General features: G+C 55.9%; 19 protein-coding genes. 13 read left to right on the forward strand and 6 right to left on the reverse strand.

The window, feature by feature from the left end; all coding sequences use genetic code 11:
* The first annotated feature begins 136 nt into the window (after window positions 1-136).
* The 3 genes from ahpF to QUD59_RS08350 all read left to right on the forward strand — a co-directional run bounded on the left by ahpF (window position 137) and on the right by QUD59_RS08350 (window position 5,532).
* Window positions 137-1,702, forward strand: a complete 1,566-nt coding sequence (ahpF, locus tag QUD59_RS08340; protein WP_286240777.1) for an alkyl hydroperoxide reductase subunit F — start codon at window positions 137-139, stop codon at window positions 1,700-1,702.
* A gap of 19 nt (window positions 1,703-1,721) precedes the next feature.
* Complete coding sequence (locus QUD59_RS08345) at window positions 1,722-2,123, forward strand: CBS domain-containing protein (protein ID WP_286240779.1); 402 nt, start codon at window positions 1,722-1,724, stop codon at window positions 2,121-2,123.
* A gap of 163 nt (window positions 2,124-2,286) precedes the next feature.
* Window positions 2,287-5,532 carry a diguanylate cyclase gene (locus QUD59_RS08350; RefSeq protein WP_286240781.1) on the forward strand — a complete coding sequence of 1,082 codons (3,246 nt, stop codon included), beginning with the start codon at window positions 2,287-2,289 and terminating at the stop codon, window positions 5,530-5,532.
* A 25-nt stretch (window positions 5,533-5,557) separates the two neighbouring features.
* Here QUD59_RS08350 and phbB read toward each other — a convergent pair whose 3' ends face one another.
* Window positions 5,558-6,301 carry an acetoacetyl-CoA reductase gene (gene phbB, locus QUD59_RS08355; RefSeq protein WP_286240783.1) on the reverse strand — a complete coding sequence of 248 codons (744 nt, stop codon included), beginning with the start codon at window positions 6,299-6,301 and terminating at the stop codon, window positions 5,558-5,560.
* 16 nt (window positions 6,302-6,317) lie between these two features.
* A complete protein-coding gene (locus QUD59_RS08360) occupies window positions 6,318-7,694 on the reverse strand; it encodes a malonyl-CoA decarboxylase (RefSeq protein WP_286240784.1) in 1,377 nt (458 codons plus the stop codon).
* A 207-nt stretch (window positions 7,695-7,901) separates the two neighbouring features.
* On the opposite strand from QUD59_RS08360, the gene QUD59_RS08365 reads away from it, so the two are divergent.
* The 5 genes from QUD59_RS08365 to QUD59_RS08385 all read left to right on the forward strand — a co-directional run bounded on the left by QUD59_RS08365 (window position 7,902) and on the right by QUD59_RS08385 (window position 12,830).
* Window positions 7,902-8,333 (forward strand): MaoC family dehydratase, encoded by a 432-nt coding sequence (locus tag QUD59_RS08365; protein WP_286241013.1) that lies wholly within the window; start codon window positions 7,902-7,904, stop codon window positions 8,331-8,333.
* Window positions 8,334-8,350: 17 nt separating this feature from the next.
* On the forward strand, window positions 8,351-8,896 hold the full coding sequence (locus QUD59_RS08370; RefSeq protein ID WP_286240785.1) for a hydrolase: 546 nt from the start codon (window positions 8,351-8,353) through the stop codon (window positions 8,894-8,896).
* 35 nt (window positions 8,897-8,931) lie between these two features.
* Window positions 8,932-10,566: an acyl-CoA synthetase gene (locus QUD59_RS08375; RefSeq protein ID WP_286240786.1), complete on the forward strand. Its 1,635-nt coding sequence runs from the start codon at window positions 8,932-8,934 to the stop codon at window positions 10,564-10,566.
* A gap of 107 nt (window positions 10,567-10,673) precedes the next feature.
* Window positions 10,674-12,209 (forward strand): PAS domain-containing sensor histidine kinase, encoded by a 1,536-nt coding sequence (locus QUD59_RS08380; protein ID WP_286240787.1) that lies wholly within the window; start codon window positions 10,674-10,676, stop codon window positions 12,207-12,209.
* A 3-nt stretch (window positions 12,210-12,212) separates the two neighbouring features.
* Window positions 12,213-12,830, forward strand: coding sequence for a response regulator transcription factor (locus QUD59_RS08385; protein ID WP_286240788.1), 618 nt, complete (start codon window positions 12,213-12,215; stop codon window positions 12,828-12,830).
* Between the two features lie 8 nt (window positions 12,831-12,838).
* On the opposite strand, the gene QUD59_RS08390 is transcribed toward QUD59_RS08385, so the two are convergent.
* From QUD59_RS08390 to QUD59_RS08400, 3 genes are all read right to left on the reverse strand, one after another.
* Window positions 12,839-13,504 carry a glutathione S-transferase family protein gene (locus QUD59_RS08390; RefSeq protein WP_286240790.1) on the reverse strand — a complete coding sequence of 222 codons (666 nt, stop codon included), beginning with the start codon at window positions 13,502-13,504 and terminating at the stop codon, window positions 12,839-12,841.
* A gap of 82 nt (window positions 13,505-13,586) precedes the next feature.
* Window positions 13,587-15,986: an ATP-binding protein gene (locus QUD59_RS08395; protein ID WP_286240792.1), complete on the reverse strand. Its 2,400-nt coding sequence runs from the start codon at window positions 15,984-15,986 to the stop codon at window positions 13,587-13,589.
* Complete coding sequence (locus tag QUD59_RS08400) at window positions 15,979-16,527, reverse strand: heme NO-binding domain-containing protein (RefSeq protein WP_286240794.1); 549 nt, start codon at window positions 16,525-16,527, stop codon at window positions 15,979-15,981. Before QUD59_RS08400 ends, QUD59_RS08395 begins: the two co-directional genes overlap by 8 nt.
* A gap of 209 nt (window positions 16,528-16,736) precedes the next feature.
* On the opposite strand from QUD59_RS08400, the gene QUD59_RS08405 reads away from it, so the two are divergent.
* From QUD59_RS08405 to nhaD, 5 genes are all read left to right on the forward strand, one after another.
* Window positions 16,737-17,831 carry a response regulator gene (locus QUD59_RS08405; RefSeq protein WP_286240795.1) on the forward strand — a complete coding sequence of 365 codons (1,095 nt, stop codon included), beginning with the start codon at window positions 16,737-16,739 and terminating at the stop codon, window positions 17,829-17,831.
* A 7-nt stretch (window positions 17,832-17,838) separates the two neighbouring features.
* A complete protein-coding gene (locus tag QUD59_RS08410) occupies window positions 17,839-18,663 on the forward strand; it encodes a phosphate/phosphite/phosphonate ABC transporter substrate-binding protein (RefSeq protein WP_286240796.1) in 825 nt (274 codons plus the stop codon).
* Between the two features lie 6 nt (window positions 18,664-18,669).
* On the forward strand, window positions 18,670-21,537 hold the full coding sequence (locus QUD59_RS08415) for an ATP-binding protein (protein WP_286240797.1): 2,868 nt from the start codon (window positions 18,670-18,672) through the stop codon (window positions 21,535-21,537).
* Entirely contained in the window at window positions 21,534-22,652 is a 1,119-nt protein-coding gene (locus QUD59_RS08420) for a fused response regulator/phosphatase (protein WP_286240798.1), read from the forward strand. The genes QUD59_RS08415 and QUD59_RS08420 overlap by 4 nt, the downstream gene beginning before the upstream one ends.
* Window positions 22,653-22,779: 127 nt before the next feature.
* Window positions 22,780-24,015, forward strand: coding sequence for a sodium:proton antiporter NhaD (gene nhaD / locus QUD59_RS08425; protein ID WP_286240799.1), 1,236 nt, complete (start codon window positions 22,780-22,782; stop codon window positions 24,013-24,015).
* 35 nt (window positions 24,016-24,050) lie between these two features.
* On the opposite strand, the gene QUD59_RS08430 is transcribed toward nhaD, so the two are convergent.
* Window positions 24,051-24,938 carry a LysR family transcriptional regulator gene (locus tag QUD59_RS08430; RefSeq protein ID WP_286240800.1) on the reverse strand — a complete coding sequence of 296 codons (888 nt, stop codon included), beginning with the start codon at window positions 24,936-24,938 and terminating at the stop codon, window positions 24,051-24,053.
* Window positions 24,939-25,160: the final 222 nt, after the last annotated feature.

Raw genomic sequence — 25,160 nt, forward strand, 5'->3', positions numbered from 1 at the left:
CAGCCTGCAGAACCGTGGAAGAATGATCTCAAAGCTAAAGGCCACAGGCTCAGAGATCAGCCTTCCGGCCGGTCCCGTTTCCCCACGGGACTGGCCATCTTCCCTGTATAAATCAGTCACATAAACGGATATCGCTATGCTTGATGCAAATCTTAAACAACAGCTGGGCACCTACCTTCAGAAGATTATCAATCCGATTGAAGTGACTGTGTCCCTGAATGACACTGCCAAAGCGCAGGAACTGAATACACTGGCGACAGAGATCGCTGCTATGTCGGACAAAATCAGCCTGATTCAGGGGGCGACCCCGTCCGGGCGTCAGCCATCCATGGCCATCGGTCCGGCAGGAGAGTCCCCGAGGGTTGAGTTCGCAGGAATTCCCATGGGGCACGAATTTACTTCGCTGGTACTGGCCCTGCTGCAGGCAGGTGGTCACCCGGCGAAAGAGGAGGAAGCCCTCCTCAATCAGATTAAGCGTCTTGATCAGCCGCTGGAGGTGGAGACCTATATCTCCCTCTCCTGCCAGAACTGTCCTGACGTGGTGCAGGCGTTCAACCTGATGGCGGTACTGAATCCGAATATCAGCCACCGCATGATCGATGGTGCGTTGTTTCAGGATGAGGTCGAGTCGCGCAAGGTTATGGCGGTGCCATCGGTTTATATCAACGGTGAACTGTTTGGTCAGGGCCGTATGAGCCTGACAGAGATTGTGGATAAGCTGTTCAGCGGCTCTGCCGAAGAGAAAGCCGCTGAGCTGAGCCAGCGTGAAACTTACGATGTGCTGGTGGTAGGCGGAGGCCCCGCGGGCGCCTCGGCAGCGATCTACTCCGCACGTAAGGGTATCCGTACCGGTATTGTGGCTGAGCGTTTTGGTGGTCAGGTGATGGATACCATGGCGATCGAGAATTTTATCTCGGTTAAGGAAACAGAAGGCCCGAAACTGGTGGCCAATCTGGAGCAGCACGTCCTTAGCTACGACGTCGATCTGGTGCAGAACCAGCGTGCAGCGAAGCTGCGTAAAAATGATCTGATCGAGATTGAGCTGGAAAACGGTGCGGTACTGAAGAGCCGCTCGGTGATCCTTTCTACCGGTGCCCGCTGGCGCGAGATGAACGTGCCGGGCGAGCAGGAGTACCGTGGCCGTGGTGTGGCGTACTGCCCGCACTGTGATGGCCCACTGTTTAAAGGTAAATCGGTGGCGGTGGTTGGCGGGGGTAACTCCGGAATTGAAGCCGCGATTGATCTGGCCGGTATTGTTGAGCACGTCACCGTACTTGAGTTTGCCGACACTCTGCGTGCAGATGAAGTGTTGCAGCGCAAGGCCCGCTCTCTGCCGAACGTAGAGATCATTATGAATGCGATGACCACCGAGGTTCTGGGTAACGGCGAGAAGGTAACCGGCCTCAGCTATCAGGATCGGGTCAGCGGTGAGAGTAAACAGCTTCCGCTGGCGGGGATCTTCGTGCAGATCGGCCTGATGCCGAATACCGAGTGGCTGAAAGGTGATATAGAGCTGAGCCGTCATGGCGAGATCGTGATTAATGAGCGTGGTGAAACGTCTATTCCCGGTGTGTTTGCGGCGGGTGATGTCAGCACGGTGCCTTATAAGCAGATCATTATCGCGATGGGTTCAGGATCGACTGCAGCGCTGAGTGCATTCGATTACCTGATTCGTGAACCGGTCAATGAGGCCGCTGCCTGAGCGGCCCGGGAGAACGCCGATGTTAAAGGTTAAAGACATTATGCAGCGGGTTCCGGCCCTCAGCCCGGAGATGGGGCTGCAGCGCGCTGTGGATAAAATCGCCGAATCCGGGTTGCTCGGCCTGCCGGTGACGGATCAGGAGCAGACGCTGGTGGGGTACCTGTCTGAACAGGATTGTCTGGAGAAACTGCTGACCGAGAGTTACCACTGCGACAGCCACATTACCGTAGCCGATATTATGAACCCCAGTCCGTTACAGGTTTCCGAAGACCTGACGGTATTTGCTCTGGCCCAGTTGATGGGGAGCGGTAAGCCAAAACTGTATCCGGTGACGCGGGAAAATCGACTGCAGGGGCTGGTCAGCCGGGGGGCGGTGGTGATGAGCCTCTCCCGCTCCCTTGATGCCTGTAAAGTGTTTTAAATTTCTTCCTTCCAGAAAGTGCTTTGCCGACCTCCGGGTCGGCTTTTTTTGAGTTTAGCAGGCATAAAACGGGGTGGCGGACTATAGCTTTTCGGCCTATTGAGGGTTTATTCCAGTATGCTAATCTAGAGGTTTAGTTGCCCAGTTGCGGACCGCCATTTAAATGCCCTTTCCTCCGATTAAAATCCTGCTGTCTGCATTGCTGACATTGCTGTTGCTGAGCCAACCGGTGCAGGCGCAGTTGATGCTGACCGACGAGGAAAAGGCCTGGCTGGCGCAAAACCCTGAGATCCGGGTTGGTGAAAGCCCGGCGTTCCAGCCGTTATTTGTGCAGCAGCCGGACGGCAGTATCAGCGGTATTCTGCCGGATACATTTGATCTGATTGGCGAAATGCTGGGGGTTCGGTTTCGCTATGTGGCCGATGACTGGCCCGCAGTGCTTAATGCCCTGCGTGATAAACGGATAGACCTGATCGGGTCGATGAACCGGGAGACCGCAGTACAGCAGGGCTTCAGCAGCGTTACTGCACCGATCAACTTTTCCAGTGTCGTGTTTGCCCGCAAGTCCCGTGATTTTCAGCTTTACTCTTCCGCCGATCTGAGCGGTTTACGGGTGGCTTACCACAGTAAACGTCTCTACCTCGGACGCTATCTGAATCAGCAGCATCCACGGCTGACGCCTATACCCGCAGACACCCCCGAAGCGGCGATTAACAGCCTGCTGAACGGTACGGCGGATGTGGTACTGGGCATGAATATCGACAGTTATCTGCTGGCGCATAACGGTTTGCAGAATATTGAACCGGCCTTTGTACTGCATGAACTGTCAGCCGACAGTGTGATCGGCGTGCATCCGGATAACTCGCTGCTGGCGGGGATTATGCAGAAAGCGGTGGCCGAGATCGGTTATGAACGCAGTGCCGCTATTATGCAAAAATGGGCCTGGCTGCCTGAGAACAAAGTGCGTCTGGATAATCTGACGGCTGAAGAAAAAAGCTATCTGCAGCAGCATCCGGTGCTGCGGGTACAGAGCCTGAGCACCTTTCCACCGTTTAACTTTGTTGAAAATGATCAGGCCAAAGGCTACACCGTGGACTACCTGAATCTTGTCGGGGAGATGCTCGGGGTTCACGTGGAGTTTGTGAAGGGCAAGGAGTGGCATGAGTATCTGGATATGCTGCGCGAGGGCTCGCTGGATCTGATCCCGCATATTGCGGTCACTGAGGAGCGCGAGCAGTTTATCGCCTTCAGCCGGTTCAACCATATTGAATATACCTCCGGCGTTGCGCTTAATCGTAACGCGGGCATTGAAACGGCGGCTGACCTGGAAGACAAGGTGGTGGCCGTAGCCAATAAAACCTTTCTTCACAGCTATCTGAGCCAGCACTATCCGCAGTTTAACCTGCTGCTTACCGGCTCCACAGCCGAAGCGGTTGCGGCGGTATCGGCCGGACGCGCCGATGCGGTTGTCGGCAGCCTGCCGGCGCTGAACTATTACATTCAGAAAGACTGGCTGAGCAATATCTACATTGCCACGGTTGCTGATCTGAACATGCCCAGAGTGACCAAATTGCCGATGGGTGTATCGCAGAACAACCCGGTGCTCCTGTCGATTCTGGAAAAAGCCAACGAGGCGATTCCCCACACACAGATCTCGGTGCTGAAGCAGAAGTGGATGCGGAATAATTTTGACCAGATTATGAATGCCGAACTGACGACAATGGAACAGGCGTACCTGCAAAGTCGTGGCCCTTTGCAGGTGTGTATCGATCCGGACTGGCTGCCGCTGGAGGGGATGGTTGCCGGTCAGCCTCAGGGGATGTCGGCGGATTATATGAATCACTTCAGCCTTTTTACCGGTGCCGCGCTGAACTATGTCGAGACCGGCTCCTGGCGCGAGAGTCTTGCCGCCGGCCTCGAAGGGCGTTGTGATATCTACCCGCTGATTATGCGTACTGAGGAGCGTGAGGCGACCCTCAGCTTCTCCAGACCCTATCTCGAAATACCGCTGGTGCTGGTGACCGGAATCGACCAGAGCTTTATCAACGATCTGCATACTCTGCCCGAAGGGCGTATCGGGGTGACGGCCAGTTTTGCCGTTCGCCAGCAGCTCGAAGCGAACTTTCCGCAGTTGGAGTTTATCGGGGTCGAGCACGCACGGGACGGATTGCGCCGGGTCAGTGAGGGTGAACTGTTTGGTTTTGCTGAAGCGTTGCCGGTGGCAGGCTACTGGATTCAGAAACAGTATCTGGGTGACCTGAAAGTATCCGGTAAATTTGAAGAGAGCTGGTCACTGGGGCTGGCGGTAGATCGCGAGCAGCCGATACTCCACAGCATTTTCGACAAAGCCATCCAGCACCTCAGCCCGGAGATCCATCAACAGATTCAGAGCCGCTGGGTGGCGATCAACTACCAGCATGGGGTGGATTACAGCCTGATCTGGAAACTGGGGCTGGGATTTGCCGTGGTTGCGCTGTTCCTGCTCTACCGTAACCGGGCGGTGGCCCAGCTCAACCTGAAGCTGGAAATGGCCAATCAGGCCATCAGCGCGCAGCAGCGGATGGTCGATCGTTATGTCCTGATCACCACCTTCGACCGGCAGGGAAACATCACCAGCGCTAACCATGCGTTCTGCAATGCCTTAGGGTACACGCCGCACGAACTGCTGGGTTGTGAGCTGAAAGCGCTACTCAGCCCTCAGCCTGAGGGTGATCTGTTCAGCGAAATCTGGCAGCGTGTGCGTGAGGTCCACGCCTGGTCGGGTGAGCTTTGCTGCCTCAGCAGCAGCGGCGAAGACGTTTTTCTCGATATACATCTGGAAGCGGTGCTGGAAGATAACCGCGTGGTTGCTTACCGCGCTATCTGTGACAACGTCAGTGATAAAAAACGGATTGAAGAACTGTCTGTCACTGACAAACTGACCGGGTTGTATAACCGTCTGAAGATCGATGAGATTCTGGCGGAGCAACTGGAACGGCACCATCGCTACGGTAATTATTTCTCCGTGCTGTTACTGGATGTGGATAACTTTAAGGCGGTGAACGATCAATATGGCCATGATGTCGGTGATCTGGTGCTGAAAACACTGGCTCAGGTGATGCAGGGTACGGTGCGTAAAGTCGATGTTGTCGGCCGCTGGGGTGGTGAAGAGTTCGTGGTGATCTGTGAGAACACCCCGGCCAGCAATGCACTGTTACTGGCAGAAAAGTTGCGGCAGCGCGTTGCTGAAACCGAATTTGCCGAAGTGGGGCATAAAACCATCAGTATCGGCGTCAGTGAATTGCAGCAGGGTGATACCCTGAATGCGTTGTTCAAGCGGGCAGATCAGGCGTTATACCGGGCTAAACGCAGCGGTAAAAACCGCGTGGTTGCAGCAGAATCGGAGCTGGACCGAAGGGATCAGGCCTGAGCCTGTCCCCTTCGTTCGGGCACGCTCAGCTCATATACTGGCCGCCGTTAACCGACAGGTTGGTACCGGTAATAAAGCCGGCATCGTCAGCGGTCAGGAAGGTCACCGCACGGGCGATCTCCTCTGGCTGGCCGAGGCGGCCCACCGGAATCCCCTCGATAATGCTGTTCAGCACATTTTCCGGTACCTGACGTACCATCGGCGTATCGATATACCCCGGTGATACCGCGTTCACTGTCACGCCTTTACGTGCGCCTTCCTGTGCAATCGCTTTAGTAAAGCCGTAGATTCCCGCTTTGGCTGCAGAGTAGTTAGCCTGTCCGAACTGGCCCTTCTCACCGTTCAGGGATGAGATATTCACAATCCGGCCAAAGCCGCGCTGGCACATCGCTTCAAACACCGGCTGGCACATGTTGTACATCGAATCCAGATTGGTACGCAGTACCTGATTCCACTGCTCTGGCTGCAGACGTTTCAGCGGCCCGTCGCGGGTGATCCCGGCGTTGTTGACCAGAATATCGATCGCACCGACCTCTTCCTCCACCTTGTGGATAAAACTGCAGCAGTGATCGTAATCGGTCACATCCAGCGGATAGACCGCAATGCTGTAACCCTGTTCCTGCAGGCTGGCCTGCCACTGGCGGGCGTCCTCATCCTGACCCGGCAGGTAGCTGCCGACCACCGTCCGGCCCTGATCGGCCAGTGCTTTACACATACTTTCACCCAGGCCACCCTGAGCACCGGTTACAACCGCAACACGTTGAGACATCAATTTCTCCTTATTTTTATTTGAGCAGGGCTTTAAACCGCGCGGACCGGGCGACTTCACCCTGAGCGCTGTAAGCCTGACTGCGATTTTCAATATGGGGCAGATCGTAGAGATAGTTCACCATCAGCCCGGCCGACTGCTGTAAGCCTTTTTCGGAGCTGTCTGCCAGCCAGTTAAGCTGGGCAATCTCGGCGCCGTTGCTGAGATGGAAGTGACTGACCGGATCGAGCGCGGTTCTGCCTTTGCGCTTCTCCCGGCTGAGATAATGGGCGGCCAGTTGCTGCAGGGGCTCCTGCAGCGCTTCAGCCGATTCGTGTTCCAGGTGCCAGCCTTCTGCGAGCGGATCATCACCCAGTGCCAGCCAGGCCTGACCGCCGGGCAGTTCTGCCAGCGCTTCAGCGCTCTGGCGGTGCAGCCAGTGACAGAAGCCGGGGATCGGTGACAGGGTGGAGAACTGTTTCAGATTCGGGAAATCGTGTTGCAGCTCAGCCACCACCCGTTTAATCAGAAAGTTACCAAAGCTGATGCCGGCCAGACCGCGCTGGGCGTTGGATATCGAGTAGAAGATCGCGCTGTCGGCTTCATTCAGGTCGACCAGCGGGGCGGACTCATCGAGCAACTGCTGGACGTTGTCTGCCAACCCTTTAACCAGTGCCACTTCGACAAAGATCAGGGGTTCATCCGGCATCTTCGGATGAAAGAACGCAAAGCAGCGGCGGTCGGAATCGAGCCGGTTTTTCAGGTCATCCCAGCTCTGAATCGCATGCACCGCCTCATAGGCGATCAGCTTCTCCAGCAGATGGGCACCGGAGTGCCAGTTAATCTGGGCCATCTGCAACAGGCCGATATCAAACCAACTGGCCAGCAGGCGTTTCAGGTCCGCTTCCAGTGGCATCAGCTCCGGGTGCTCACGCCGCAGGCTGAGCAGTTCCGCACGCATATCCACCAGAAACTTAATCCCCTCCGGCAGCTCGGTGAACTGGGAAAGCAGAGTCTGGCGGGGTGGTTCAAGGGTATCGCGAAGCTGATTGCGCGCCTGTGCCTTCTCTTCGGCAGGGGATTCGCGCCAGTGTTCGATCGCCTGCTCCACGGCCTGGTCATCCACATCGTATTGCTGTGCCAGCAGCAACAGAAACTTCAGCCGGCCCTCAGCATTCAGCGCAAGGTAGTTTTCACCCAGCAGCGCGGCCCGGCGACGGGCGGCCACTTCACCTCCGGCGGCGGTCAGGCAACTGTCCATCCACTGTTGTAACTGCTGCAGATCCTCCCCCTCCAGTGAGGGGGACAATGACAACATCTGGCTCTGCTGGCGATCCACAGAGAGTTCATGCCACACCTTTTTGAGCTGGCTCAGGGTGCGATTCAGAAAACTGGTACTGATCTGACTGGGCATGACTTCACCTCATATTTCGGTTCGGTTGTGGCTAAAAGTATGGGTCGTGCAGCTAAGGTTGAGGGAAAACTATCAGAGAAAAATTAAAAAACCAAGTATAAACCCTTGGTTTTTTGTTTCGGAATCGATATGTTTGGAGCATCCAGACGCAGCAGAGGCTGCACAAGCGGAATAACAATAAGTAAAAATTTGGAGCGAAAAACAATGATGCAGGAATTACACGGCTACTATCTGGAAGATCTGGAAGTGGGCATGAGCGCCAGCTATGCAAAAACGATTACCGAAGCGGATGTGGTGCTGTTTGCCGGTATTACCGGTGATGATAACCCGGTGCATATCAATGCCGAGTATGCAGCGCAGACGATGTTTGAACAGCGGATTGTCCACGGCATGTTCAGTGCCGGACTGATCTCGGCGGTACTGGGCACCCGCCTGCCGGGCCCGGGCGCGATCTATATTGATCAGGAGCTGAAGTTTAAGGCTCCGGTGCATATTGGTGATACGGTAGTTGCGACTGCCACCGTGCTGGAGATCGATTCCCAGCGCCGCCGGGTGAAACTGGAAACCGTCTGCCGCGTGGGCGATAAGATTGTCGCCACCGGTACAGCAACGAATATGGTTGATCGCAAACCCGTCTGATCAGGAGAGAGAAAAGCATGTTAATGAAAGCCGAACGGTCAGCCCTGTTGCTGATCGACGTACAGGAAAAACTGCTGCCGGGCGTTCATCAGAACGAGGCACTGGTAGAGAGCTGCAAATGGTTACTGGGGGTTGCCCGACTGACAGAGATTCCGGTGCTGGCATCGGAACAGTACCCGCAGGGGGTGGGGCCGACGGTGGCAGCGCTGCGTGAGATGCTGCCGGCAGAGGATTTTATCGGTAAAACCCACTTCTCCTGCGCGGATGCTGAGGCGTGTCGTGAGCGTATTGAGCAACTGGACCGCGAACAGATCGTGATCTGTGGCATGGAAGCCCATGTCTGTGTGCTGCAGACCGCGCTGCGTTTGCAGGAAGAGGGCAAGCAGGTATTTGTGGTACGGGATGCGATTTCGGCGCGAAACCCGGCGGATACGCAAGCGGCGATTGAACGGATGGCAGCCGAAGGTATACGCATGGTGACCCGGGAGATGGTTGGCTTTGAATGGCTCGGACGTTCCGATGTCGCAGAGTTTAAAACCTTCAGCATGGAGTATCTGCGCTAATTCGCAGTGGTTTAAACCAACAGATAGGTAGCAGTATGGGCAATAAAAATAATAATCCGTACGACCTGGGGTTAGAGCAGAATCAGGCCAATTATGCGGCGCTGACCCCTTTGTCATTTATTGAACGCGCGGCTACGGTTTACCCTGACCGGACCGCAGTGATCTACGGCGATCTGCGGCGTAGCTGGCTGGAAACCTACCAGCGCTGCATCCGCCTTGCCTCGGCCCTGCGCAAGCGCGGTATTGGCCCGGGCGATACGGTGGCGGTCATGCTGCCGAACCTGCCGGAGATGCTGGAGCTGCATTTTGCCGTGCCGATGACCGGTGCGGTGCTGAATACACAGAACACCCGGCTCGATTCGGAGACCATCGCCTTTATGCTCGATCATGGTGAAGCCCGGGTGCTGATCTCCGATCGCGAGTTTTCTGAGGTGATCGCCAGAGCAGTAAAGATGGCCACGGTCGATCCGCTGCTGGTGGATGTGGATGATCCGCAGTATGAAGGCGGTGAACTGATCGGCGAGCTCACTTATGAACAGTTGCTGGCGGAAGGGGATCCGGAAGATCACTGGCAACCGCCGGAGGATGAGTGGCAGGCGATCACCCTGAATTACACTTCGGGCACCACCGGTAACCCTAAAGGCGTGGTCTATCACCATCGCGGTGCGCATCTGAATGCAACCAGCAATATCATCGGTCAAAATCTGCCGCCTCATGCGGTGTATCTCTGGACGCTGCCGATGTTCCATTGCAATGGCTGGTGTTACCCATGGTCGGTAACGGCGGTGGCGGGTACCCATGTTTGCCTGCGCCATCTGTTGCCGGAGACCGTATTTGAGCTGATTCAGGCCTGCGGCGTAACCCACTTCTGCGGTGCTCCGGTGGTACTGAATATGCTGCTGAATGCGCCGGAGGAAGCGAAACGGCGGGTCGATCACCCGGTGACCGTCACCACCGGCGGCGCAGCACCTCCGGCGGCGATTATCGAAGGGATGGAACAGATCGGGATCAAAGTCGTGCATGCTTATGGTCTGACAGAGTCCTACGGGCCGAGCGTATTCTGTGCGCATCAGGTTGCCTGGGATGAGATGGCGCTGGAGCAGAAAGCGGCGATGATGGCGCGTCAGGGCGTTCGTGCTCCGGCTCTGGAACAACTGATGGTTGCTGATCCGGCGACGATGCAGCCGGTACCCCGCGATGGTCAGACCATGGGTGAGGTGATGATGCGCGGCAATAACGTGATGAAGGGCTATCTGAAAAACCCCTCTGCCAGTGAGTCGGCGTTTTACGGTGGCTGGTTCCACACCGGCGATCTGGCGGTATGGCACCCGGATGGCTATATCGAGGTCAAAGACCGTTCCAAGGATGTGATTATCTCCGGCGGTGAAAATATCTCCACCATTGAGGTTGAAGATATGCTCTATCGGCATCCGGCGATTCTGGAAGCGGCGGTGGTGGCGAAACCGGATCAGCACTGGGGTGAAGTCCCCTGTGCCTTTGTTACCCTGAAGCCGGAGAAAATAGCCACTGAGGCCGAGATCATCAGCTTTACCCGCGAGCATATGGCGCACTTCAAGTGCCCGAAACAGGTGGTGTTTGCACCGTTACCGAAGACCTCTACGGGTAAGGTACAGAAATTCGCCCTGCGGGCGATGCTGAAAGATCTCTGATCGGACCCTGAACAACGCAGCAGGCACTCGCCTGCTGCGTTCACTCACCCAATGCTGCTACTATCCCTATGTTATTAAGTCACAATGCCAGGCACGAAAGCAGATTGATGGATTCCAGCGAGCGCGACCCGAACGCCCCCCACCTCAGCGATGATCAGGAGCACAACCGGCTGCTGGCCGAAATGGCAGAGCAGTCGACCGATATGATCTCCCGGCACACGCCGGGTGACTGGCGTTTTATCTATGCCTCGCCGGCGGTCGAGCATCTGCTGGGGTATCGGGTGGATGAGATTATCGGCATGTCTGCCTATGAGCTCTATCACCCGGATGATGTGGAAGATTTCAAACGCCGTGCCCCGAGTGTCAGTTATGAGCGCGGCACCTATACCCACAGCTACCGGTTCCGCTGTAAAGATGGCCATTACACCTGGCTGGAAAGTACCAGCCGTTCGATCCGCGATCCGCAAACGGGCGAGCTGAAAGAGATTCTGGTGGTTTCCCGTGATGCCAGCCGCCGGATTAATGCAGAACAGACCAACCGGCGTCTGGCCCGGGTGGTCGAAAACAGCAGTGATCTGGTGGTGTTTTTTGACCTTCAGCAGCAGGTCACTGATCTGAATGAATCCGCCCGCCGCCTGTTGGGTCTGGATCCGGGAGCTACCCCGCTGAGCCTGTCGCAGCTTTTCAGTGTCAACAGTTATGCACAGCTACAGCAAGGGCTGCCGATGGCAGAGCGCTCTGATCAATGGCATGCCGAAGCGGAGATGCAGGCCAGCAGCGGACAACTGATACCGGTTTCACTGGAGCTGCTGACGCATCGTGATGCCACCGGTCAGGCTGCGTATTATTCGATACTGGCACGGGATCTCAGCGCCCGGCGCGCCATGGAAGCGGAACGCCAGCGCTATCAGGCTGAAGTCAGTCATGCCTCACGGTTGATGACTATGGGCGAGATGGCTTCGGGTCTGGCCCATGAGCTGAATCAGCCGCTGACTGCCATCGTGAATTATGTGCGCGGGCTGGAACGCCGCTCTGTTGGCAAGTCGGAGCTGCCGGTTACGTTGCTGGAAAAACCTTTGCATAAGATCGCCGATACCGCACTCAGGGCAGGGGAGATCATCCGCCGGATGATGGACTTTACCCGCAAATCCCTGCCACAGCGCGAAGCGGTGGCGCTGGCGCCGGTACTGGAGGATGTGCTGCAGTTCTGTGCTACCAGTGCGCACAGTGCCAATGTACGCTTAACCAGCCGGATTGCTGAGTCGGTACCGGCTGTGCTGGCGGATCGGATTCAACTGGAGCAGATTCTGCTCAACCTGCTGCTGAATGCGATCGAGGCCAGTGCAAGCGGAGAAAACGAGGCCCCGGGGGAAGTCTGGATTGATGCCCTTGAGAGCACTCAGGGGCAGGTTATAATCCGGGTACATGATCGCGGATGCGGTTTGCCTGAAGGGGACAGTGAACAGCTTTTTCAGCAGTTTTATACCACCAAGCAACAGGGGCTGGGGATGGGGCTGGCGATCAGTCGCTCTCTGGTTGAAGCCCACGGCGGACAGCTTTGGGCGGAACCCGCTGAGCAGGGTGGTGCTGTGTTCAGCTTCAGCCTGAGCCGCGCAGAATCAACGGATGCAGAGAACAGATAAAAAATGACAGACCAGATCGTTTACGTGGTGGATGATGATGAGGATGTACGGGATTCGCTGCAGTGGTTGCTGGAATCGGTCGATCTTCAGGTAGAAAGTTATGCCACGGCGCAGGCGTTTCTGGATGCTTACCCGGCCGGTCAGAGTGGTTGTGTGCTGATGGATGTACGTATGCCCGGCCTGAGTGGCCTGAGTGCGCAGAAAAAACTGCCGGATTATGAAATTGATATTCCGCTGATTATGATCTCGGCTCACGGCAATGTGGATATGGCTGTGACAGCGATGACGCAGGGCGCACGTACTTTTATTGAAAAGCCGTTTAATGATCAGACACTGCTTGATCATGTTCAGCGGGCGCTGGATCAGGACCGCGCGCAGCGGGAGCAGCGTCAGCAAAGGCAGCAGATCCAGAGGCGGTTTGCGACCTTAACCAAGCGGGAAAAGCAGGTTTTTGAGCGGGTAATTGAGGGGCTCTCCAATCAGGAGGTGGCGGATGCGCTGGCGATTAACCGCAAAACCGTTGAAGGGCACCGCGCCAATATGATGGCCAAGATGGAAGCCGGTTCACTGGCCGAGCTGATCCAGATGGCGGTTCAGCTCGGTGTACTGGGGCGCTGCTGACGTTGGCTTCAGGCCGGCTCCAGCCAGTAATTTGCTTGCGTATAGATGCGGTTTTCGGCGTCAGGTGCCGGCAGTGATGCCTGAAAAGCCGGTCGTTCTGCCAGTCGATGATAGTAAGCCTGAACGGCAGGAAAAGCTGACAGATCGGTAAACAGCCCGCCCGCATGCAGGCTGTATCCGATCCCCGTATCTACCGCACTGAATCCGCTCTTCAGCATGTATTCCCGATCCTGCAGTATCGCTTCAAGCACCTCTATCGCTTTTTCCAGCCGGCGGGTTTCCAGTTTGCGTACCGTCGCTGAGCGCAGCGCCGGATCAAAAATTACAATCTGCTGCTGGGTCAGGCTGGCAACATGCACACAGATGGTTTCGGCATAGTGCAACCATTGCAGCCACTCCGCGCGCTCAGGGTCGCCGGGCAGGCGGATCAGGCGTGCCGCTTTGTCGTAGGTTTCACACAGATATTCACAGATGGCTCCGCTCTCAAACAGGGTGATCTCACCGTCTTCAAGGCAGGGCACCCGGCCCAGTGGATGGCGGTTCAGGTAGGATTCGCTGCGCAGGGCCTCACCGAAAGAGAGGGTGATGATCTCAGCGTCCAGTTGCAGTTCATTGATCAGCCAGAGCGAACGCATTGAGCGCGCTTCGTGGCAGTGGTAAAGCCTCAGTGCCATGGTCTTTTCTCCCGTATTTATCCCTGTGCATACCTGAGAAAGATACTGGGATAAAACGAGAGATAAGTAAATACCCTTATTTTTACGGCGGTGCGCAGGGATCTGTCGCCTGTAATGCGTCCAGCGCTTCCAGCGCCAGGTCGAAATCAAAATCCTGTACCGCATTCAGCACCGGCTGCAGGGACGAAAAGCCCTCTCCTTCGCTGTTCTGACACAGGGTTTCGAGCAGGGTCAGGGCATCGGTATCGGCGGATTCCAGCAGCCCTCTGAGGGTATCCAACTGACGGTTGATATCGGCCTGTTCGTGACCGGTCTGGTGGCTGGCAGATTGCGCTCCCGGCTGTGGCTGCTGCAGGCGGCGCAGGTTCTGCTGTAGTTGTTCGAGTTGCTGGCTCAGCGCAGTCAGCAGGGCGTAACCCTGATCCTCCGGTAGCTGTGTCAGTTGCTCCAACTGCTGGCAGGTTTGCTGTAACTGTTCCGCGCCGAGGTTGGCAAAGACGCCTCGCAGGCTATGGGCCAGTGGTTTGAGCTGGCTGAACTCAGCACTCTTCAGCAGCCCGCTGATCTGAGCCTGCAGATCCGGGTAGCGCTGGTCGAACTGTTGCCAGAGACTGAGGTAGCGGTTCAGATCGCCATTGAAGCGTGGCAGGCTGGTTTTCAGGTTAAGGCCGGGCAGTTCCAGTTGTGCCAGATCGGCGCTGGATTCAGGCAGTTCATGTGATTGCGGGTCGGGCGTATGTGGTTCGCCGCTGACCCAGCGGATCAGGGTGCTCTGCAACTGCTCATAATTAATCGGTTTGGTGATATGGTCATCCATACCCGCCGCCAGACTTCGTTCCCGGTCGCCGGACATGGCGTGAGCGGTCAGGGCGATCACCGGCAGTGCCTCAAAGCGCGGGTCATTGCGGATATGGCGGATGGTGGTCAGGCCATCCATCACCGGCATCTGCAGATCGAGCAGGACAATATCGAACGCTTCCCGGTCAAGGCAGCGCAGTGCTTCTTCACCGTTTGTGGCGGTACTGATCTTCAGCCCCAGACTCTCCAGCATGCCACAGGCCACCTCGGTGTTGAGGGGGTTATCTTCAACCAGCAGAACCCGGGCCCCGAGAATTGATTCGATACCATGCAGTGAGGCGGTAATGGTTTTTTTATTCTGCCTTAACGGGCTGCTGCAGAGATGGGAAAACAGCAGCTCAAAGATCGTTGAAGGGGTTCGCAGTTCGGCCAGAGCGTGGACGCCGTAGTGGGCCAGAGCGCTCTGCTGATCCTCGATAGTCTGGCTGTCACAAAGCAGAAAGAAGGGGATTTTTAACCCCAGTTGCTGACGCAGCGACTGCAGTGCCAGCGGCAGTAACTCCTGACAACTCTGCGCCCGGTCGGTGACCAGCATGACCGCATCGGTCTGCAGGTCGGCCTGTCGGCTGAGGTTGATCAGGGAGGATTCATCGCAGGCGCAGGCCGTAACCTCCAGCCCGAAGTTGTGCAGCAGGTGTTGCAGTTTTTCGTCACCGCCGCAGAGCAGCAGGCGTTTACCGGCCATACTCTGGCTGTGGCTGAGTACGTCGGCTTTGCTCTGCAGACGCAACGGCAGATCGACACTGACCCGGGTACCCTGACCCTGCGTGCTGTCGATGCTGATCTGGCCGCCCATCAGTTCGGTCAACTGGCGGGTGATCGACAGACCCAGCCCGGTACCACCGAACTGGCGGGTGGTGCTGGCATCACCCTGACGGAACGCCTCGAACAGGTTGGCTTTATGCTCATCAGAAATACCGACCCCGGTATCCTCAATAATAAACCGCAGTTGCAACTGGTCTGCTGTTTCCTCCAGCAGTTCGACCCGGATGCGCACTTCACCCTGCTGAGTGAACTTGATCGCATTACCGATCAGGTTGACCAGAATCTGATTCAGGCGTACCGGATCGCCGATCACCAGACCGGAAAAGCCGATATCACGATTCAGGGTCAGGCCGATCTGTTTGGCAGAGGCTTTAACCTTTTTGATCTCATACAGGTCCAGCAGCAGTTCGTCGAGATCGAACTCGATCTCCTCAATATCGAGCCTGCCGGCCTCAATTTTGGAGAAGTCGAGAATGTCATTGATGATAGACAGCAGGTTTTTGGCGGAACGCTGAATCTTGCTGACGTAGTTGGCCTGCTTCGGGTTCAGGCCGGATTCCATCGCCAGATGGCTGAGACCGATGATCGCGTTCATCGGCGTGCGGATCTCATGGCTCATGTTCGCCAGAAACATACTTTTGTGCTGGTTGGCTTCTTCCGCCAGCGCCAGCGCTTTCTGCAGCTCGCTGGTTTTTTCCTGCACGATCTGCTCCTGAAAGCGGACCAGATTACGGAGCTGTTCATTGGCTTCATACAGGTCGGAGGCTTTCTTCTCCAGCAGATCTTCTGCTGCCTGACGGGCCTTTTTCTCGCGTTGCAGCCGTCGTTCGAGACGGGCTATAAGCTCATTTTCACTCATCGATCTGGCGGATGTCGAAATCGGTCATGTGGTATTCGCCGGACTGGCTCGATTCGAAGCTGACCTCCAGCGCGTTGCCGAAGTAATCGCCGCAGCCTTTTATCAGGCCCAGAGCCAGCAGGGAGAAAGGACGTTTCGAGCTGTAATGCATCTTCAGATGGCCGGGGCCGAGGCGCTCGCAGCCGAATTTCGGCAGTTCTGCGTTGGGGTAAAGCTTGAGCACCTGAATATGTACGGTTGAGTCGACGCTCTCAAGGAAATCCAGCGTATTGGTGTAATCACCTTTCAGGGCCGGGTACTTACCGATCAGAATGCCGAACAGGTGGCGGCCGAACGCTTCGATCAGGTCATCGACCGGTACATCGACCCGTTTGCTCAGCGCGACGACCATTCTGACCATATCCTGATGGTCATAGTAACCCACGGAAGTGAAGATACCATCAGAGGACAGGTTGGAGGATTCGAGAACGTCGTCCAGTACATCGGCTGAAAACTGCTCTTCCACCATCTCCATAAACTCGGTGAAAACTATACCCAACATCTGTAATTCCCTCGCGGAAGGTTCCCTGAATTGACGGGGATCATTCTATGAATCTTTTTAACCGGGGTGCAATCGGTTTCGGTATAAGGTGTTATTTAGTCGTGATCAGGCTATGGCTAATATAGTGTAGCCCGATTGTGACGATTCATTATTCGTTCTACAGTTAAAACTTGTCCGGTGTATATGGTCGTGTTGGAGGTGTCCCGACGATGGTGGCGCAAAGCAAGGTAGTGCTGGTGGTGGATGATGAGCCGGTGAATATTATGGTGCTTTCTGACCTGCTCAAAGATCGCTATCGTGTGATCGCAGCCAAAAACGGCGAGCAGGCACTGCAGCGTGCTGTCGGTAATATCCGGCCTGATCTGATTCTGCTCGATGTCATGATGCCGGGCATGGATGGATTTACGGTGTGCCGGGAGCTGAAGTCAAAATCTGAAACCGCCTCGATTCCGGTGATTTTTGTCACCGCCATGAACGAAGAAGTGGATGAGATGAAGGGCCTTGAGGTGGGGGCGGTGGATTACATCACCAAGCCGATCTCACCGGCGATTGTTAACGCCCGGGTGAAAACCCATCTGGCTCTGAAAACCGCTCAGGATGAACTGGCGAAGCAGAACGAACTGCTGGATAAACGGGTCAAAACCCGCACCGCCGAGCTCAGCCTGACTCAGGATATTACGATTCTCGCACTGGCCTCACTGGCTGAAACCCGCGACAACGAAACCGGCAACCATATCCGTCGTACCCAGTACTATGTCCGGGTGCTGGCTGAAGATATGGCAAACCATGGGTTCTATACGGATGAACTCACGCCGGAAAATATTGAGCTGCTGTATAAGTCTGCGCCGTTGCATGATATCGGGAAGGTCGGTATTCCGGACAATATTCTGCTTAAGCCCGACCGGCTCACCGATGATGAGTTCCGGATTATGAAAACCCATGCCGTGCTCGGGGCAGAGGCGATTGAAGAGGCTGAAGACCGGCTGGGCGATGCGGTGGAAACCTCCTTTCTGCGTTATGCCCGGGAGATCGCCCGTTACCACCATGAGAAGTGGGATGGTTCCGGTTATCCTGAAGGGCTGACGGGCACTCAGACTCCCTTGTCTGCACGGCTGATGGCGGTGGCCGATGTGTACGATGCACTGATTTCAAAACGGGTTTACAAGCCTGCTTTTGAACACGATAAAGCAAAAATGATCCTGCTTCAGGGGCGTGGCACCCACTTTGATCCCGATATCGTGGACGCGTTTGTCCGGGTTGAGCAGGCGTTTATTGAAATTGCTGAACAGTACAAAGATGAGTAACAGGCCGATGCTGCGTAGTAAAAAAAACTGGCTGGGGTTGTGTTTAGGCTTGATGCTGTTGCCATCCTCTTTGCTGGCGGACAGTTTTACCGTGGGGGTGGTGCCGCAGTTTGATATTAAAACCCTGTACCGGATCTGGAACCCGATTCTGGATCAGCTGGAGCAGCGTACCGGCCACCAGTTCAGCTTGCGCGGGTCGCCGGATATTCCCGCATTCGAGCAATCATTTGCCAACCGCGAATTCGATTTCGCGTACATGAACCCTTACCACTACACCATTGCCGGGCACTACCAGCCGATTGCCAAAGATCACGGGCGTAAGCTGTATGGCCTGCTGGTGGTGAAAGCGGAAAGTGAGATTACCGAACTGAGTCAGTTACAGGGGAAGACTCTGGCTTTTCCGGCGCCTAACGCGCTCGGTGCGTCGTTGATGATTCGCGCTGAACTGGAACGCAAGTACGGTATTCAGTTTGAACCCAAGTATGTAAATACTCACTCATCAGTTTATCTGAATGTGGTGCTCGGGCTGGTGCCTGCCGGTGGCGGAGTACAGAAGACGTTCAACCAGCAGAAGCCGGAAGTCCGCGATCAGTTGCGTGTGTTATTGCAGACCGATCCGGTTGAGCCGCACCCGTTTACCGCGCGCAAGGATCTTGACCCGGCGCTGGTGGCGCAGGTGCAGCAGGTGTTGCTGGAGATGGGGCAGAATCCGGAGCATCAGGCGCTGCTGGCCCGGGTGCCGTTCAAACAGATCGGTATCGCCGTGGATGCTGACTATGAATCGATCCGTCAGCTCAATCTTGATCACTATTATGTGAAGCCGGAGCGGTAACTCAGGGTGAATATCTCCGGTAAGATTCTGACCCCGGTCGTCGTCACGCTGGGCCTGTTTCTCGGCTCGGTGGAATTTGCCTTTGTGCCGCACTTTAAACAGAAACAGTTAGAAGCGTTAATCGACCGGGAGCGTGCTGAGCTGCAGGTGCTGGCCCCGATTGTGGCGGAGGAACTGGCCGCGGGCGACCTGTCAAAAATCTATAGCATTCTTGATAACCAGAGCCGGATTCACGCGGAGGGTGATGAGAGCGGGATCGTCCTGACCGGACACAATGGCATGCAGCTTTACCCGCTGACAGAGCGAGCCCGGTTCCATGAGAACGATGATGACTATCTGATTATCGAGGAAGCACTGGTCTGGGGTGAACAGACGCTGGGCAGCTTCCGTTATGAGCTGGAGATTGAACACGAGCTGGATATTATCAACCAGCAATTGCGGCTGCTGCGGCTGGAGACTGCGCTGGTATGTTTGTTTATTACCCTGTTTGGCATCTGGTGGAACCGCAAGCTGGTGATTCTGCCGCTGGAACAACTGCGCCGGGCGGCAAAAAGTATTCAGCGCGGTAAGTTTGACAGCCAGTTGGTGGTCAGATCACAGGATGAGATCGGCGAGGTTTATAAAGCCTTCAACAAGATGCAGCGAACGATCCAGGAGAAAAATCTGGCCCTGAGTCAGGCGGTCGAGCGGGCGGAGCATGCCGCCCGGGCGAAAAGCGATTTTCTGGCGAATATGAGCCATGAGATCCGCACACCGATGAACGCCATTATCGGCCTGACCCATCTTTCACTGGAGAGTCATGGTCTCAGGGATGAACAGCGCAACTATCTGGAGAAGATTCAGCGCTCCTCGAAAAACCTGCTTGGCATTATCAACGACATCCTCGATTTCTCAAAAATTGAAGCCGGCCATATGCAGGTGGAGCAGACCAGTTTCAGTCTGGATGAGGTGTTGTATAACGTGCATACCCTGAACCAGCAACTGGCGGAGGAGAAAGGCATCAGTCTGACGGTGAGTCGGGATATGCGCCTCCCGGATAACTACAAGGGCGACCCTCTGCGCCTGAGTCAGGTGCTGATCAATCTGCTGGGTAATGCTGTGAAATTTACCGACAAGGGGTCGGTAAGGATGCATGTAGAACCGGTTGCAACCGATACTGAACCGGGCCTGCTGCGTTTTTCGGTGGAGGACACCGGGGTTGGCATCTCCGAACAGCAGCAGAGTCAGCTATTTACCCCGTTCAGTCAGGCCGACAGCAGCATTACCCGAAAATATGGGGGAACAGGGCTGGGGCTGACTATCTCAGCGCAACTGATCCGGTTGATGCGGGGCGAGATTAAGGTCAGCAGTGAGCCGGGTAAGGGCAGTTGTTTCAGTTTCGAACTGCCACTGGAACCGTTGCAGGCGAGTGACGGGGAGACTCAGCGGCGTGGTCTGGCTGAGATCGGTGTTTATATCCTCGGCAATGAAGGTATCGCTGACCTGCTGGCATCGTTTGGTGTACGTGTGCTCGGGCAAGTGAGCGATCTGCAGCAGGTGGACTGGCGGCAGATCAGTGATGAGCTGTCCGGGCAGCCGATTGGGCTGGTGGTACTGATGGACCCGGAAGGTCAGGTCGATATTGCTGAGCTATCCTCCCAACTGCAAACGCTGATGGCGCCACAACCGATGCCGCCGGTGCTGCTGATCTCGGCGCTTACCCGGTTGCCGAGTCTGCCGGAAGGGCTGCCGGTCTACCCGGTATCCGGGCTGATGACCCCCTCTTCGGTGTTTGATGCGCTGGTTAATCTGCTGCGTCAGACCGGGCATCTGGATCGGGTGACGAGCCCGGCACCGGATAAACTGGAAGTCACCCCGCAATTAGCCGGAGCGCATGTCCTGCTGGCGGAAGATAATGCGATCAATACCGAGGTGGCTTGTGGCCTGTTACAGGCGCTGGGGGTCAGAGTGACAGCCTGCAGCAATGGTCAGGAGGTGCTCGATCAGTTGCGTCAGCAAGCATTTGATCTGGTACTGATGGATATCCAGATGCCGGTGATGGATGGTTATACGGCCACCGCGCAGATCCGCAGTAATCCGGATTATGCGGATCTGCCGGTGATTGCCCTGACCGCCAATGCGATGGTCACCGATCGGGAACGCAGTCTGGCGGCCGGGATGAATGATCATCTGGCCAAGCCGATTGAGCCATGGCTACTGCAACAGGTGTTGTGTCGCTGGATCAGTCGGCCGCATGATGCTGATGCGGCTGACGACGCGTTGCCAAAAGCCGCGCCGGACACGACCCAGGCGCCTGCGCAGGTATTGAATCTGCAGGATGGGTTGAACCGGTTGTCAGGCAATCGCGACGCCTATTTTCGTTTACTGCAGCAGTTTGTCAGCAGTGCTGAAGAAGCAGAGAGCGATCTGCAGCAACTTATCGAAAGTCCGGATCAGGCAGGGCTGCAGGCGCAGGCGCACGCGCTGGCCGGAGTTGCCGGCACCATGGGCGCGTATGAGCTGCATGAGATGTGTCGTCAGATGGAGCGTGAAAAGAGCACTGACCCGGACGTTCTGCAACGGCTGTTTCAGCAGTTCAGAGAAGCTCTGCAGCGTTTGCGGGAAGCCGCGGCGGCTCAGTTGGCAACCGCTGCCTGTGAAGCGTCAGAGCCACAGGAGGCGTTCTGCAGCGATGCTGTGCTCCGGTTGTGTGAGCAACTGGAGCGTAAAATTACCTATGGGGATGTGACCAGTCTGGAAGCGGCAAAAAACTTGTGTCAGGCGCTGAATCAGCATGCGGCTTATCCTCAGGCAGAATTAATACACAGGGCGTTGGATGAGTTCGATTTTGACCAGGCGCAGACCCTGTTGCTGCAACTGAGAGAGAGACTATGAAGCCAGGTGAAGGACTGAAAACCATTCTGCTGGTAGATGATGAACCGGTTAATCTCGGCGTATTAGCCGGTATACTGCAGACAGATTATCGGATACTGGTGGCGAAAAGTGCCGATGCTGCGTTTAAAAGTATGGAACGTGGCGGGATACCGGATCTGATCCTCAGCGATATCGTGATGCCGGAGATGGACGGAATCGACTTCTGCCGGTTGCTGAAAACGGATCCGCGTTACCGGGATATTCCGCTGCTGTTCGTGACCTCCCATGATGATCTGGATAACGAAGCCCGCGCTTATGCCGCAGGGGGGGTGGATTTCATCACCAAACCGATCTCTCCGCCACGGGTGAAGCTGCGCGTTAGTCTGCACCTGCAACTGGAGCAGAACCGGCAGCGGGTGCTGCATCAGAAGCAGCAACTGGAACAGGAACAGGAGGATGTGGCCCGGATTCTGGACAAAATGCGTACCCGTTACCCGCTCAATTCGGCACGGCTCTCCTATCGGATGTCGCCGGTGGAGCGAAGCTCGGGCGATATTCTGCTGTCAGCCGAGAATGCCAGTGGCGAATACTACCTGCTGGGGGATTTTACCGGCCATGGCCTGACGGCTGCGGTGGGAGCACCGGTGCTGGCACGGCTGTTCACCGAATCGGTGACAGAGAAGCAGATGCCGCCGGAGGCGCTGCTGCAGGAGATCAACGCTGAACTCTGTAACCTGATGCCCACCGGGATGTTTGTCAGTGCCGGGCTGGCGCATTTCTGCCGTGAAAAACGGCAACTGAAAGTCTGGAACGCGGGCCTGCCGATTCAGTACCTGTGTAATGCTGAGATCACGCCGATTCACTCCAGCCTGCCACCGCTGGGAATTATGCCTGTTCTGAGCAGTCAGGCGCCCTCCTACAGCGGGTCGGTTATGCATAAAGCTGAGCTGTTTCTTTACACCGACGGCCTTACCGAGTCCGTTAACCGCAGTGGCGAGATGTTCGGTGATGAGCGGTTGGTGAACCTGTTGCAACAGGGGACTAAACAGGTGGAGTCGATCTATTCCGAAGTGCTGGCGTTCTGTCAGCCGGATTCACCTTCAGATGATCTGACCATGGTCGCGATCGATCTCTGATCAGCGCTGATTGTCGCCGCCTGCAGTTTAAAACGAGCCGGCCAGTGCCCGAAGGAATGATTTCTTTCTTTGCGCGAAGGGTTCAGAATGCAGCCTGCTGTGAACATTCCATAAAAAGAGAAAAAAAATGGATTACCTGCTGTTAGGGCTGATTGCGCTCGCCTTCATTCTGATTGTGATTGAAGATGTCATTCACCTTAATAAAGCAAAATCCACTCTGTTCCTCGGGACACTGGTGTGGATTCTTGCCTTTATCTTTCCGCATACTGATGCGAATCAGGTCAAAGAGGGCCTGAACGAGCAGTTGCTGGATATCGCAACCCTGTGGTTGTTTCTGATGGCGGCAATGACCTTTGTTGCCTACCTGAACCAACAGGGCTTGATTACACAACTGGTCTACCGGCTTCTGCCGGAAGAGCTGAAAATCAGTAGTCTGATGTTACTGATCGCTCTGCTGGCGCTGTTGTTCTCCTCTCTGGCCGATAACATTACTGCGTCACTGATTATGTTGTCGTTGCTCTCCTCGCTGAATCTGGATCGCAAAACCACCCTTAAGTTCGCCACCCTGATTGTCTTTGCGGTGAACTCCGGCGGTGTCTCGCTGATCACCGGCGATGTCACAACGCTGATGATCTTCCTCGCCGATAAGGTCTCCATCACCGACCTGTTTATGCTGATTCCTCCGGCGATCTCCGGCGTGATGCTGCTGGCGTTCTTCCTGATGTGGGGCAACAGTGAGCGGGTGACGCTGCCGAAGTTCAAGCGGCCGATTGCGGCAGGGGATAAGCTGATTGCCTGTCTGTTTCTGCTGACCATTATCGGCACCCTGTTTATGAGTGTGGCCTTTTCGGTACCGCCGGTGCTGACCTTCCTGTTCGGGCTCTCGGTCATGTTCCTGACCCACCGGGTGATCCACCGCAGTGAGAAGGCTCCGAATGTGCTGGAGTACGTGCGTGAGATCGAGTTCGATACCCTGTTGTTCTTCCTCGGGGTGCTGTTGCTGGTGGGGATGCTGAAAGAACTGTCGGTACTGGAACTGCTGCCGCAGTTGTATGAGCTGATGCCAATCTACATGGCGAACTACTTTATCGGTATTCTCTCGGCGCTGGTGGATAACGTGCCGTTGACCGCGGCGATCCTTAAATCCGGTGTGGAGATGGATACCGCCCAGTGGCTGGGGCTGACCTATGCGGTAGGTGTGGGTGGTTCGCTGCTGATTATCGGCTCGGCTGCCGGGGTGATCGCCCTGAGCAAGCTGGAAGCGCTCTCTTTTATTACCTACCTGCGTTTCTTCCACTGGCTGGTGCTGGCGTATACCGCCGGTTATGCCGCGGTCATGCTGATGGCCAGTTACGTGCTCTGATTGCTGTATGCTGTTCGCCGGGCCCGGCGGACAGCTCAGTCATCATTTTCCAGGGGTTGCAGGCTGGCTTCCGGCCGCAGCTCCAGATTCCTCAGCATCTCGATAATCGGCTCGATGTTCATATGGCTTGGCTGCTGGCGGCCAAACACCGCGTAGACGGCGTGGGGCATCGGATCGATCTCATCGATCAGAAACAAACTGCCCTCCTCCAGATAGGGGCTGACCAGCGCTTTCGGCAGGAAGGCGGCGCCACCGTTGGTCAGGATAAACTCCAGCGCGATCTGGCTCTGTTCGGTATGCAGAATCGGCGCGACCGCCTTTTTGAACAGTTTGGCGTGCTTCAGGTTGAAGGCGGTACCCCAGTCCACAAATACATAACCCATATCGCTGACCGCCGAAAATCCGGCGTCTGCCTGATGACAGACCAGTACCAGTTCAATCATGCCGATCTGAGCACTGCTCAGCTCCGCCATATTCGGCGGATCGAGCACGACGGCCACATCGAGACGGCCTGAGATCAGGGAGCGGGTCAGCTCTAACTGAGAACTGATCTCGGTGCGGATTGAGACACCGGGAAACGCCTCGGACAGCTTTGGAATGGCTGATTGCAGGAAGGTGCCCCACAGATTGGAAAGTCCGCCCAGCGACAGGTACATCGCCTGCTGTTCCGGCAGCCCCACATCCTGCAGCGCGATCTGCCAGGCGGCGATAATGTTTTCGGCGTGGGGGATCAGGCGTTCCCCGGCCGGGGTCAGCATGATGTTATTACGCTGTCGGGTAAACAGCGGTACGCCGACCCGTTCTTCCAACTGACGTACCCGGAAGCTCACGGCAGACTGGGTCAGGTAGAGGTTCTGGGCGGCCTTGCCAAAGTGGCGGGTCCGGGAAACCTCAAGAAACGTGCGTAACAGGCCTATATCCATCGATGAACCATGAAAGAAATTAATCGTTTTCCTGCGGCTCACCCGCTTGCTGCGAGTCTGTAATGAAACAAAAGCGGCAACGGCGCTTAACTGCGCCCGATGAGTCGGTTTTTACCCTAACAGTCGTTGATTTTTCGATCAATTTTTTTAATCAACTTCCATCAAAAAGCCTCATTTTACATGCCCGTAGATGGCGACAATAATCCGCTTGAACCTCTAATT

It is taken from the genome of Neptuniibacter halophilus, from assembly GCF_030295765.1.
Classification (GTDB): domain Bacteria; phylum Pseudomonadota; class Gammaproteobacteria; order Pseudomonadales; family Balneatricaceae; genus Neptuniibacter; species Neptuniibacter halophilus.